General features: G+C 70.9%; 10 protein-coding genes. 5 read left to right on the top strand and 5 right to left on the bottom strand.

Annotation, left to right across the window (positions count from 1 at the left end):
- Positions 1 to 250: 250 nt before the first annotated feature.
- Complete coding sequence (locus tag Scani_RS18855) at positions 251 to 859, bottom strand: helix-turn-helix domain-containing protein (RefSeq protein WP_159477669.1); 609 nt, start codon at positions 857 to 859, stop codon at positions 251 to 253.
- Positions 860 to 946: 87 nt separating this feature from the next.
- Between Scani_RS18855 and Scani_RS18850 the strand changes: the two genes are divergently transcribed.
- The 3 genes from Scani_RS18850 (at position 947) to Scani_RS18840 (ending at position 2,633) form a co-directional block, all read left to right on the top strand.
- The gene (locus tag Scani_RS18850) at positions 947 to 1,573 is read left to right on the top strand and encodes a class I SAM-dependent methyltransferase (RefSeq protein ID WP_159477666.1); all 627 of its coding nucleotides are present in this window, start codon (positions 947 to 949) and stop codon (positions 1,571 to 1,573) included.
- A 43-nt stretch (positions 1,574 to 1,616) separates the two neighbouring features.
- A complete protein-coding gene (locus Scani_RS18845) occupies positions 1,617 to 2,117 on the top strand; it encodes a DinB family protein (RefSeq protein WP_159482210.1) in 501 nt (166 codons plus the stop codon).
- Between the two features lie 66 nt (positions 2,118 to 2,183).
- Positions 2,184 to 2,633, top strand: coding sequence for an SRPBCC family protein (locus Scani_RS18840; protein ID WP_159477664.1), 450 nt, complete (start codon positions 2,184 to 2,186; stop codon positions 2,631 to 2,633).
- Positions 2,634 to 2,783: 150 nt separating this feature from the next.
- On the opposite strand, the gene Scani_RS18835 is transcribed toward Scani_RS18840, so the two are convergent.
- Together Scani_RS18835 and Scani_RS18830 are read right to left on the bottom strand one after the other, a co-directional pair.
- The gene (locus Scani_RS18835; protein ID WP_159477661.1) at positions 2,784 to 3,476 is read right to left on the bottom strand and encodes a DUF4232 domain-containing protein; all 693 of its coding nucleotides are present in this window, start codon (positions 3,474 to 3,476) and stop codon (positions 2,784 to 2,786) included.
- Between the two features lie 375 nt (positions 3,477 to 3,851).
- The gene (locus Scani_RS18830; RefSeq protein WP_159477658.1) at positions 3,852 to 5,288 is read right to left on the bottom strand and encodes an FAD-dependent monooxygenase; all 1,437 of its coding nucleotides are present in this window, start codon (positions 5,286 to 5,288) and stop codon (positions 3,852 to 3,854) included.
- Between the two features lie 115 nt (positions 5,289 to 5,403).
- Between Scani_RS18830 and Scani_RS18825 the strand changes: the two genes are divergently transcribed.
- Complete coding sequence (locus Scani_RS18825; RefSeq protein WP_159477653.1) at positions 5,404 to 6,369, top strand: Lrp/AsnC family transcriptional regulator; 966 nt, start codon at positions 5,404 to 5,406, stop codon at positions 6,367 to 6,369.
- Between the two features lie 362 nt (positions 6,370 to 6,731).
- Here the strand turns inward: Scani_RS18825 and Scani_RS18820 are convergent, their stop codons facing one another.
- Complete coding sequence (locus Scani_RS18820) at positions 6,732 to 7,427, bottom strand: alpha/beta hydrolase (RefSeq protein WP_159477650.1); 696 nt, start codon at positions 7,425 to 7,427, stop codon at positions 6,732 to 6,734.
- A gap of 342 nt (positions 7,428 to 7,769) precedes the next feature.
- Positions 7,770 to 10,550 (bottom strand): AAA family ATPase, encoded by a 2,781-nt coding sequence (locus Scani_RS18815; RefSeq protein ID WP_159477647.1) that lies wholly within the window; start codon positions 10,548 to 10,550, stop codon positions 7,770 to 7,772.
- Between the two features lie 871 nt (positions 10,551 to 11,421).
- Between Scani_RS18815 and Scani_RS18810 the strand changes: the two genes are divergently transcribed.
- Entirely contained in the window at positions 11,422 to 12,390 is a 969-nt protein-coding gene (locus Scani_RS18810) for a GlxA family transcriptional regulator (RefSeq protein ID WP_246296004.1), read from the top strand.
- Positions 12,391 to 12,426 lie beyond the last annotated feature (36 nt).

Genomic DNA, 12,426 nt, shown 5'->3' with positions numbered 1-12,426 from the left:
CGAATTTCCGACGACATCAACCTCGGCAGCGATTTCGAGCCTCACTTCGCGAGAGAACGACGTATTACCCATCGACTGTGATCCCCTGACTCCTAGGTTTGTTGTCACCGGGGAGGCCGCGGCCGTTGTCGATGCGGTGGACAGATGCTCGGCGTGAGATCTCCGGGCGTGGCCTACAGCGACCACGGCCCGGTCGGCTTCCTCGACGAAGCCCGCGTCATCGACGCGCATACAGACGCTCTCGGTGAGTTCACGGCCGGCTCCCGGCCTGCGGCGATCGGGGCGGGTCGATGCGTACGTGTGCGCGCACCCCCTGCAGGCCGAACAGGATGAGGAGTTCAACCGCGCCGCCGTCGGCGCTGCCCAGCCAGTGGGGCAGGGACGTGTCGAACTCGGCTGCCTCACCGGGCGGCAGCGTCTTGTCGCGCTTGCCGATCACGAGCCGCAGGCGTCCGTTGAGCACGTAGAGCCATTCGAAGCCCTCGTGGGTCTGCGGGGTCGGTTCGAGTGGTTCCGGCTGGGCGGGGATGATCATTTTGAACGCGTGCACCCCGCCCGGTCGCCGCGAAAGGGGCACGAATGTCATCCCGAACCGCCTGATCGGCTTGAGGTGCATCCGGGGGTCGCCAGTGCGCGGGGCGCCGACGAGGTCGTCCAACGGAACGTCATAGGTACGGGCCAGCGGCAGCAGCAACTCCAGGGTGGGCCGACGCTGCCCGCTCTCCAGCCGGGACAGTGTGCTCTCCGATACGCCGGTCGTCGCCGCGAGGCCGGCGAGGGTGATGCCGCGGTCACGACGCAGCGCACGAAGGCGCGGCCCCACCGCGTCCAGCACTTCGTCGTCCGTCTTGCGGTCCATCAGACCATCTTGCCGTAACCGCAAGATTCCGTGCCAGATCGTGAGGTGCCTGGCAAGACTGAGCGCATACCGACACAAGGAGTCTTGATGAGCACCACCGATGCGGTCGCGTTCTGGGACGGCGTCTACGCGGCCCGACCGGCAGCCGGCGGCCCGCAGCCGAATGTTCGCCTCACCGAGACGGTGACGGGCCTGCCGCCCACTGACGCGTTGGACCTCGGATGCGGCGACGGCGGCGACGCGCTGTGGCTCGCCCGCCTGGGTTGGCACGTCACCGCCGTCGACATATCGGCCGTGGCGGTCGAGCGGATCGCCGCCCTCGCCCGCTCACACGGCCTGGACGACCGCCTCACCACCGTGCGGCACGACGTGCACGAGTCTTTCCCACCTGGCAGATTCGACCTGGTCTGTGCCCACTACCTGCACACCCCCTTCGCCCTGGACCGGGCAACCGTCCTGCGCTCGGCCGCGCACGCACTGCGCCCGGGCGGGCGGCTGCTGGTCGTCGACCACGGGTCGGCCGCGCCGTGGTCGTGGAACCAGGATCCCGACATCCGCTACCCGAGCCCGCGGGAAGTCGCCGCGGGTATCGACCTGGACCCGCAGACTTGGACGGTCGAGCGGGCCGAAGCATCCGGCCGGACCGCGGCCGGACCGGACGGGCGCACCGCCGAGGTCACCGACCACGTCCTCCTCATCCGCCGTGCCCCCTGACACGGTGGCCGGCGCCCGCCCCGACAAAGGAAGGCAGACCACCGTGCCCAGCACCACGGACCGCAACCGCCGCCGCGACACCCCGCCGCCCCGGACCGGAAGCAATGAGAACGAGGTCCTGCGCGGATTCCTCGATTACCTCCGGACCGCGATTGCCGCGAAGATTGACGGTGCCCCCGAACCGCAGGTGCGAACAGCCGTGGTGCCGTCGGGCACGAACCTGCTCGGCCTGCTCAACCACCTGACGTTCGTCGAGCGCTCGATGTTCCTCGGGGACGAGGTCGCCGACTGGCAGGCGACGTTCCAAGCCGCACCGGCCGACAGCGCGGCCGAAGTCGTCGCTCGCTACCGAGATGCGGTCAAGCGCGCGAACGAGGTTCTCGACGGGTGCACCGATCTGGGTGCACCGGTTCCCCGACCGCGGTCGGACCGCCCCGCTCCCAGCCTCCGCTGGGCACTCACCCACATGATCGAGGAGACCGGCCGACACGCGGGCCATGCGGACATCCTCCGCGAACTCATCGATGGCGCGACCGGTCGTTGATCCCGCATCGACCGCGTCTTCTTGGCCGGGGACGCCGCCCGCATCCACTCACAGGAGCTCTCTGCCATGCACAAATACGACGTCACAGTGACTACCAGCGCCTCGCCGGAAACCGTCTGGAAGCTGCTGGTCGACGCCGCAAGCTGGCCGCTGTGGTCCAAGGTGGACAGTCTGGACACGACACGGTCGGTCGGCCTCGACCCCGGCGGTGACGACGGCGTCGGTGCCGTCCGGGCCTTCCGGACGGGACGCATCGTGACCGGGGAGCGGCTGACCGAGAAGGTCGAGCGACGCCTCTTGGCCTACGAGGACGCGTTCAATTCGTCGATGCGCAACTATCACGCGCGCATCGAGCTGAAGGCGACAGCGAGCTCGGGCACGGTCATCCACTGGTACGGCGAGTACGAGACGAGCCGGCTGTTGGGCTGGGTCATGCCGCGCTACCTTCAGAAGTTCATGCAGGGCATGGCGGAAGGGCTGGCCCGCTACGCCGAGGAGTGCAAGCCGGGTCTCTGATGCCTCGACGATGTGGCCGTCACACGCTCGCCGGTACACCGACGCCGTGGCGGCGGAGTGCGGGAGGCGCGGTGCGGGACGCGCGATCCGGCGCGTCCCGCACTGATGCTCACTGCCGATGGGCCGATGGGCCGATGGGCCGATGGGCCGTCAGAAGTCGTACGGCTTCTTGGCGCTCCAGTTCAGTACGTCGGCCTCGCTCCAGCTGAACTGGGGCTTGTCGCCCTTGAGGGCGACGGAGTAGGACGGGCCGTCGTGGCCGTCCGCGCCGCGCAGTGCGAGGGCGAACGACTGCGCCGTGTGGTGCTTCGAGCCGTAGTCGAAGAGGTTCACCGCGCTGTAGGCCGTGCCGCCGGGCTGGAGGGTGAGGTGCTGGCCGCCGCCGGGGTTGTCCTTCTTCGAGTGCGGCAGTGCGGTGGCGTCGTCGCCGAGCTTCACGGACGGGTACGAGGTGACCCAGCACGGCTTGGTGCCCTTGTTCGACGCGGTGACCAGCAGGTGGTCGCCCTGCTGCCCGGCGAACCGGTGCACCGCGGTGAGCAGCATCTCGTCGCCGCGGCACTGCTGGGCGCCGGCCGTCGTGCCGCTGTTCGCGGCCTTGTCCGTCCCGCCCGAGGCGGTCGTCGAGCGCGCCTCCTGCTTGGTGGCGCCGCCGCTGCCGGCCTGCTCCCCTGCGCCCTTGGCGTCCCCGTTGGACGCGGACCGGCTCTGCGCACTGCCGGCGGCACTGTCGCCGCCCGCCGCCTTCGAGGCGTCGTCGGCGCCGCCGCAGGCGGTCAGGCCCAGCGCCAGCGCGGCGGTGACGGCGGCCAGAGTGGCGGTACGAATCCGGGAAGTACGCATGATCGGGATCCCCCTGTGTTCCGTGCGGGAGTTTCTTCGGCCGTCCCGCGGTGTGGACACCACTCTTCCCGGAGCCACTGACGTTCCGGAAACGCCTCACTTACGTCCCACAAACGAACCGCACGCACGGGCGGGGCCCAGCCACGCGCGGCCTGGAACTCCGCACCATGGATCCCGGCGCCGCCCTCACTCGGCCCCAACAGTCCGACCCGCCCCCATGGCAGCACCGCCTGGCACCACCGCCCGCACTCAACACTCAACTGGCCAAGTGCAATGCTCAGTCACATCAGTGAGCCGAGGCGCGATACTTGTCACCATCGGCGCCCACTGATGACCACCAGCCTCTCCACGACGGGCGGCGTCCTGAACGACGGCTCAGCGAGGTTCGCCGAACCAGCGGTCGAGCGCCGGTTCCAGATCGGCCGCGCCTGCCCAGCACACGTAGCCGTCCGGCCGGATGAGCATCGGTTCGGTGTGGGCGCCCTGGCCCACCCGGTCCACCCGGTCCGACCAGGGGCCGGCGGCCCCGGCGAACGTGTCGGCCGGGTCCAGCAGGATGCCGTGCCCGGACCGTAGCAGTTCGTGCACCCGCGCCGGGCCGAGGTCCAGGTCCGGTACGGGCCGGCCGACGAGCGGATGGGTTTCGGTGCCGTGCATCGGATAGCGGATGGCCATCCCGGACATCAGATCGGACAGATGGCGCTGGGCGTCCGGCAGTTGGGCCATGGCCGTGAAGATCTCCCGGGCGGCGAGCACGTCCGGATCGCGGGTGCCGGCCCAGTCCATCAGCAGACTCTGTGCCCGGACGTTGCGCAATACGGCGGCCCCGGCCGGATGCCGTTCCGCGTGATACGTGTCGAGGAGGTTCTCCGGCGCCCAGCCGTGCACGGCGGCGCCGAGCTTCCAACCGAGGTTGAGCGCGTCCTGCATCCCGGTGTTCATGCCCTGTGCGCCGAGCGGAAGGTGGACATGGGCGGCATCGCCCGCAAGGAACACCCGCCCGTGCCGATACTGCTCGACCTGCCGTGACGCGTTGGTGATGCGGCGGGCGTAGCGCAGTTCGAGGAGATGCACCCGCGCTCCGAACACGGTGCTCAGGCCCTGGCGGATTTCGTCCTCGGTGACCGGGATCTCCCGCGGGAGCGACCGGCCCGGCCCGCCGAGGACGAGTCGGCGAAGTTGCCTGCCCTGCGGGTCGGTGCCGAGCGGGAACATTGCCGCCCAGTGCCCGTCCTCGTTCCAGGTGTGCGACGTGGGCGCATCGACGCCGCCCAACCGTACGTCGGCGGCGATGATCGTCAATGTACCCGGCTGACCGGGGAACCCGGCCCGCAGCAGCGATCGTACGGTGCTGTGCGCGCCGTCGGCGGCGACGAGGTAACGGGAGCGAAGGGTGGCGCCGTTGGCGAAGGCCGCGGTGACCCCGTCGTCGTCCTGGGCGAGGCCTACCAGTTCGTGGTCCCGCCGGGCGTGGAGGCCGTGCGTGGCGAGATGCCGCTCGAAGAATCCCTCGATCACCACCTGCGGCACGGACCGCCATGGCAGACGGTGCCGGTTGGCGTCGGGCGGGAGCGGGATACCGGCGAAGTGGCCAGTGGTGACGGGGTGGTCTCCGGTGGCCAGCAAGGGCTCCAGCAGCCCTCGTTGGTCGAGCGCCTCCAGTGTGCGGGACTGCACGCCGCCTGCCTTGGACAGGTCGCTGCGTCGCGACAGCTTGTCGACCAGCACGGTCGACACCCCCGCTATCAGCAGCTCGTTGGCCAGCGTCATTCCGGTCGGGCCGGCGCCGACGATGAGCACATCGGTGTCCACGGACTCTCCTTTGGCTGTGTCGATCAGGACAGAGCAAACGCTCCGCCGACCGAGCCGCCCGAGCCAGGAACCGGCTCCGTTGCGTGGAAATCTGACACCGTCTAATTTGAATTCGGTGGAATCCGACTATGACGAGCTCGATCGGCGGCTCGTGCACGCCCTGCAGATCGACGGCCGTGCCCCGTTCAGCACCATCGCCGAGGTTCTCGGCGTGTCGGATCGCACCATCGCCCGCCGGTACGCCCGGTTGCGGTCGACCGGGGCGGTACGGGTGCTCGGCGGGGTCGACACCAGCGCGCTGGGCGCCATCCAGTGGTTCGTGCGGGTGCGATGTGCGCCCGCCGCGTCGCTCCCGGTCGCCGAGGCGCTGGCCAGACGCCCCGACACGTCCTGGGTGAGCCTCACTTCCGGCGGCACCGAGATCACCTGCGTGGTCCGCACCGAGAGCGAGGCGGACAGCGAGGCACTGCTGCTGGCCAAACTTCCTCGTACTCCGCGCGTGGAGGGCGTGACCGCGCACTCCGTGCTGCACGCCTTCTACGGCGGCCCGGACAACCTGGTCGGAAAACTCGGATCACTGGACGAGGAGGCGATCGAGCGACTGCGCCCGTCTCCGGTGCCGCGCCGACGGGGACCGGTGCGGCTCGACGACAGTGACCGCAAGCTCCTCGCCCTGCTTGCCACCGACGGCCGGGCCGGGTTCGAGCAGTTGGCCGCGGCTACCGGCTGGTCGCCGACGACGGTCCGGCGCCGGATGACGGAGCTGCGTGAACACGGCCTGCTCTACCTCGACATCGATGTCGACTGGCGCATGTTCGGCGTGCACGCCCGAACCTTGCTCTGGCTCTCGGTCGCCCCCGCCCACCTGGAGGAGGCAGGTCAGGCGTTGGCCGGGCATCCGGAGATCGCGTTCGCCGCCGCCACGACCGGCCCGACCAACCTGTACGCGAGCGTGGTGTGCACGAACCAACGGGAGCTGTACCGCTACCTGACCACCCGGGTCGCCGCACTCCCCGCCATCACACACCTCGAAACGGCACCAGTGATCAGGACCGTCAAGAAGGCAGCGAACCTGACATAGCAACCGACCAGCTCCCCTGCTGCGTCGAGCGCGCACGGCACACTCCTGGGCGACCGCTACAAGGGCATCCACCAGCGCGTTCGCGCCTACCCCCACGACAAGCGCACCTCCCTGCGGCCGGTGACCACCCGGCCATCCTCGCCCCGGGCCGTTGCCGGATGGGGCCTCCGCCGTCCGGGCACCCTCATCGGGACCGAGCAGCTCCACCTCACGGACGTCCGGATGCACCGCTTCGCACTCGACGCGCTCGCCGGGCACGTTCGCTCCCTCGCGACCATGGCCACCGAGCGCCAAGGAGTGCCTGCCCGCCTTTGCAGGAGGAGGCCCGGCGGATCGCGGGCTCGGCTCGTCCGCGGCTGTCGTCACAGGCTCAGCAGCAGGTCCCGGACGGCTGCGGGCCGGGACAGGAACGGGTGGTGGCCGGTGTCGAGCTCGATGACGCTGTCGGCACGGCGGGCGAACTCGCGCTGCAGCCGCGGCGGGGTGCCCCGGTCCTGAGCGCAGACGAGGTACGTCGAGGGCACCTGTTGCCATGCGGCCGCCCCGACGGGCTGCGTGGTGACCTGTACGTTCTGCCGGGCGAGGTGGTCCGCCGCCTGCGCTTGGACCTCGGGGTCGCAGTCCTGCAGGAACGTGTCCACGAGTAGCTCGGGACGGACCCCGAACGTGCCGGCGTCGGGGTCGACGTCGAGGAACGGGGCGGGGCTGCCGTCCCCGAACTCCGACAGGCTCTGCCCGACCTCGGGCAGGTAGCTGGAGATCAGCAGCAGGTGACGCACCGCCCCGATGCCCGCAGCGGCCTCCGCGGTGACGACGCCGCCGTAGCTGTGGGCGACCACGACGGTCGGCTCGTCGTCGGCCTGCAGTACCTGCCGCACCGCGGCAACATCCTCGGGCAGCCCCGGACCGCGGACGCCGCCGGGCGGGCCCGCCTCGCCGCAGCTCGGCAGCGCCGGGGCCAGGCTCGGCACGCCCCGCTTCTGCAGCAGCTCGGCGGTGCGGTGCCACCACCACGACCCGTCCCGCACGCACGCCCCGTGCACGAACACGACCCTCATGGCCACCTCCAGATAGGCCTCGACTTCCCCAGGCCAACATTCTGATCGTCATGGGCCCGGTCTCGTGGTAGCAGCTCCTCCTTTGATGGAAGCCTGGTCCGATCAGTCGAGCAGGATGTGGTCGATGGCCTCGGCCAAGCGCTGCCGGCTCCTATGGCGGCCTCGACGCAGAGGAGTCCACCAGACCTGCAGACCTCAGCGCGCGGGTCCGACGGCCGCCGCAGCGGGGTCACCACCGGTCTGACGTACGCGGTACACCGTCGTGTGCTGAGTGACCTCACCAGACGGGCTCAGGAGGAGCGGGCTGGCGGCAGGTTCTTCGTCTGGTGGTGTCGTGCTCGCCTACGTGTCCCGGTCGCTGACCAGGGACCCGGATGCCGCGTCGCCCCCGGTCAGGGCCGCGCTCAGGGCGCTGCGTCGGCGGATGCCCAACTTGCGGTAGCTGTGCGTCAGATGGGTCTCCACGGTGCGGCGGGCCAGGTGCAGCAGATCCGCGATCTCCGCGTTGGTGCGTCCCCCCGCGGCCAGTTCGGCGATACGGCGCTCGCTGTCGGTGAGCGAGGCGGCGCCGGTCCGCGTCGCCGTACGGCGCGCGCCGCCCGCACGCAGCGCCTCCTCCGCCAGGTCCCGCAGCCGTATCGCGCCCAGGCGTTCGGCGAGCCCGGCCGCCTCCCGCAGGATGTCGCGGGCGCGGGACGACTCGCCCGACGCGGTCAACTGACGGCCCAGGGCCAGCAGTGCCGCCACGAGCTCCGGTCCTGCCGGGCCGCCACGCAGCAGCCGTACCGCCTCCTGAGTCAGCTGCAGACCCCGGCGCCCACCGGTCGCGGTGCCGAGGACACGTAACGCCCGGCCCACCGTGCGGGGCGTGTTCCACACCCGGGCCAGGCGCAGCTCCTCCTCGGCCAGGGCGAGCGCCTCCCGTGGGACGCCGAGGGCCAGATGGCACTCGGCGGCGGCCGTGCGCCACGGGGTGACGACCGGGCTGAACATCTCCCGGGCCGACTGGCGGCGTCCGCACTCCAGGAAGTCGTGCAGGGCTCCCGCCAGGTCACCGGTCGCGGCGCGCAGCTCCCCGCGCGCGTACAGGAACCGGTTCAGCTCCCAGGACTCCGGCGCCGTCCGCAAGTCGAAGGATTCGGCCAGGCGTGCGGCCTCGGCGACGCGGCCCGTCTCCACGAGTGTCCGCAGCGCGTGGGCATGGGCGTTGGTCGGGGCCGCGGCGGCGGGCGGCGGGTCGGCCAGGAGGCGCGTGTAGTCGGCCCGTGCCGCGACGATGTCCATACGGGTGCTGAGCAGCGCCTCGTGCATGGGGTGCAGGAAGTCGGGGCGCTGCCCGGCCAGACCGCGCTCCACCAGCCGTTCGGCCTCGTCGAGTTCGTCGGCCCACTGAGCGACCGCGGCGGCCGTCCCCAGCAGGTACGGCTCGGACAGCGGGTCGGCAGGTTCCGCCAGCAGACGGCGCAGGCGCAGCATCGCTTCTTTCGCCGAGCTCAGACCTGCCATGACCGCGTATTTCACCAGGAACGCGTGGCCGGCCGGGCTGATCGACTCCGGCGCGCGCTCGGCCCCCTCGGCCAGCAGCTTGTACGCCTCCTGCCGCACCAGCTGTTCCTTGTCGGACAGTTGCAGAAACGCCTGCCGCAGGATGCGCACCAGGTCGGGACGGTCGGTGAGCGCGTCGTACAGCGAGCGCAGCACCTCGACCCCCGCGCGGGTCCTGCCGCGGCCGGTCAGCGCCGTCCCCAGGGCGACCGCGGCGCGCACCCGCTCCTGCGGCGGTCCCGGCAGCCGCAGCGCCTCGGTGAGCCTCAGGATCGCGGCCGAGGAGCCGGGCACCGCGTACTCCAGTGAGCCCAGTTCGGTCAGTAGGCGTTGTCTGCCCTCATCGGAGAGGGGTTCGTCCAGAGCGCGGCGCAGGAAGGCCACCGCGTCCTCGATGTGCCCTTCACGTAACGCCACTGAAGCGGCGTCCTGAAGCACCGGCAGCGCCCAGGGCGCGTCCACCACGTCGGTGAGCAGCAGTTGACGGGCGACGAGCTCGCTGGAGGCACCGCGATGCAGCATCACCTCGGCGGTCGTCCGGTGCACGACGCGCCGACGGGCTGCGGACACGCCGGTGAGCATCCCGTCCCGCAGCAGTGGATGGGCGTAGCGGGTGCGGCCCAGGCCGTCGGGGCGCAGCAGTCCGAGGCCGGTCATCGCGGTGATCCAGCCCGCGACGCGGGCCGGATCGGCGCCGGAGAGCTGGGCGAGGAGTGCGGGGAGGTGCGGGACGGGGAACCCCGTGCCGGGGGCGGGCCCGTGGTCCCAGCCCTCGTCCAGGACCGCCAGCGTCCGCGCCACTTCCGCGGTACCCGGCCCGGCGCAGTCCAGCCACCACTGCACGGCCGCCGGAAAGGCTCCTGGGTACAGCGCGGCCGTGGTGTCCGGCACGACCGGGTGACTGCCGTCGGAGAGGTCGTCCAGCAGGGCGTGCAGCAGCAGGGGGTTGCCCGCGCCGGCCCGCACGCAGTCCTTGATCCAGGAGCCGTCGGCGTCCGGGAAGGCCGAACGGACCGCCGTGGCCGCCGAGGCGTCGGACAGCGGGTTCAGGGTGTAGCCGGTGACCAGGGCGGGGGAGAGGCTGTGGGCGAGTCCCTGTGCGGGCGGGTCGACGTCGTACTGGCTGCGCTCGGTGGCCACAAGGACGATCGGCAGCTGGTCCATGAGCCGGGCGGTCTCCACCAGCCAGCGGCGGGACGCCGGGTCGGCCAGGTGTACGTCGTCCACGGTGATCAGCAGCGGCGACTGCTCGGCGTACGCGCGCAGCACCCGTCGCAGCCCGGCGCCGGTCGCCCGTTCCTCGCCGTCCCCTGCCGGATCGGCGAACCCGGGCATGTGGCAGAACAGTTGCTGGACCGCGGTGAAGGGGATCGCGGAGTCGCCGGCGGAGCAGCGCGCGCGCAGCACCTGCATGCCGTGGGCGGCGGCGTCCTCGGCGGCGTTCTCCAGGACCGTGGTGCGGCCCGTGCCGGTGGCACCGCGCAGCAGGACCAGACGACCGGTGCCCGCATGGGCGCGCTCGATCGTGGTGGCCAGCAGCCGTGCCGCCTCCCGTAGTGGACATGCCGGTCGGGACATCCCTGCCTCCTTGTGTCGACGTGAGTGTCCGCACTCACGAGGACGCACTGCGCCGGACATTGGTGGCGTGACCCACACCGTGAGAAGAACCACCATGATCGCGCATCGGCGCGAGGGAGCCGGAACGTCGCATCGTCCTCGCGTCCCACTGTCGTGGTTCCGGGCGGCCGATCTCGTGGTCCGTGTTGTGGTGGTCCACGATTGCGCTGGTCACGAGCGTCACACGAGGGTGAGAGAGAACAGCTCCCGCCCGCCTCTGACTTCACAGGGCCGGCGGGCGCCGTGGAAAGGGGCCAGGGTGCTCAACTCGATTCGGATGACACACGCCGGTATGGCAGACGGCACGGCCGTGCCGTCGGCTCGGGTTCCCATGACGGTGCACGACCGCGTGGTGACACGGCGTCAGCCGCTGTGGCGTTTATGTCTGTCGTGCCTCGTGACGACGTGGACGAAGCGGCCCGAGGGCGAACACCCACCGATCTCCGCGGTGTGGGACAGACCGGTTCCCGCAGAGGTGCTTCCGCCACACCCGGTGCGCGGTGATCTCCACCGGATGGCGGTGGCCCGTGTACGACGGCGACGCGCTCCCCGCGACAAGTCCCTCCCGCCAGGGCCCATTCGAAGGTCATCTCACTCACCGGTCGACGCGGCAGCACCCTTTGGCGCCTTCAGTGCCTTCCTGGCCGACGCCAGGCGGTGGACCACCGCCTGCTTGCTCTCGTCACGTCCCAGCGTCCGCCCCCAAGTACCGCACCCGGCCCGCCGCCTGCAGCCGTCCCCACCGAAGGCGAAACCTGACACCACGCACATGGCGGAGATCGTCATGTTTGTGTCCTTGCTGCCAAATGACACGGCGGGCCATGATGGCCAGGTGACACAACGGCGCGTCGTTTTCCTCGTCTATCCACGGTTTCAGGTGCTGGACCTGGCGGGACCGCATGAGGTGTTCGCGCAGACGGAACGCTGGGTGCCCGAGGGGGAGGGCTATGCCATCGAGATCGTCGCGGGACGGGCCGGAGCCGTACAGGCCTGTCACGGGATCGACGTAGCGGCCGGCAGTGGCGTCCAGCAGTGCGAAGGACCGCTGGACACGCTGGTGGTCGTCGGTGGACCGGGCGACCGGGAGGCGGTGGACGATGAAGAGCTTGTCGGCTGGATCAAGGCGGCGGCCGGCCGGGCCCGGCGGGTCGCTTCCGTGTGCACGGGCGCGTTCCTGCTCGCGCGGGCCGGGCTGCTCGACGGACGGCGCGCGGTCACGCACTGGGCGGCCTGCGAGCGGCTGGCCCGCGACCACCCTGACGTCACGGTCACCCCGGACCAGATCTTCGTACACGACGGGGCGGTGTGGACCTCCGCGGGAATCACCGCGGGGATGGACCTGGCGCTCGCCATGGTCGAGGAGGACCACGGGCCCGAGATCTCCCGGGCCGTCGCACGGATGCTGGTGATGTTCGTCCAACGTCCGGGCGGCCAAGCGCAGTTCAGCACCCAGCTCGCCGCGCAGCGGCCCATGCGCAAGCCGCTGCGGGACGTTCAGGCATGGGTCACCGACCACCTCGCCGAGGACCTGACCGTCCGGGTGCTCGCCGAACGGGCCAATATGAGCGAGCGGAACTTCACCCGGGTCTTCCGCGCCGAGACCGGAGTCACCCCGGCCGCCTACGTGGAGACCGTCCGCGTCGAGGCTGCCCGGGCTCTGCTGGAGACGACGGACAACACCATCGACGCGATCGCCCGGGCCTGCGGCTTCGGCTTCGCCGAGACCCTGCACCGCCGCTTCAAACGCACCCTGGGTGTCACACCGGGCCAGTACCGCCACCACTTCTCCCGGGCAGGGTGACGAAGGAGCGCCTGGGCCTGTCCGTCACGGTGAGCA

This window comes from Streptomyces caniferus, assembly GCF_009811555.1.
Classification (GTDB): Bacteria; Actinomycetota; Actinomycetes; order Streptomycetales; family Streptomycetaceae; genus Streptomyces; species Streptomyces caniferus.
Note: the sequence above shows the minus strand (reverse complement) of the source record. Positions and strands in the feature narration are given on the sequence as shown.

Coding starts and splice junctions, on each gene's coding strand:
- Scani_RS18815 (WP_159477647.1), bottom strand. CDS start 10,550: ATGTCCCGACCGGCATGTCCACTACGGGAGGCGGCACGGCTGCTGGCC.
- Scani_RS18850 (WP_159477666.1), top strand. CDS start 947: ATGAGCACCACCGATGCGGTCGCGTTCTGGGACGGCGTCTACGCGGCC.
- Scani_RS18835 (WP_159477661.1), bottom strand. CDS start 3,476: ATGCGTACTTCCCGGATTCGTACCGCCACTCTGGCCGCCGTCACCGCC.
- Scani_RS18820 (WP_159477650.1), bottom strand. CDS start 7,427: ATGAGGGTCGTGTTCGTGCACGGGGCGTGCGTGCGGGACGGGTCGTGG.
- Scani_RS18840 (WP_159477664.1), top strand. CDS start 2,184: ATGCACAAATACGACGTCACAGTGACTACCAGCGCCTCGCCGGAAACC.
- Scani_RS18855 (WP_159477669.1), bottom strand. CDS start 859: ATGGACCGCAAGACGGACGACGAAGTGCTGGACGCGGTGGGGCCGCGC.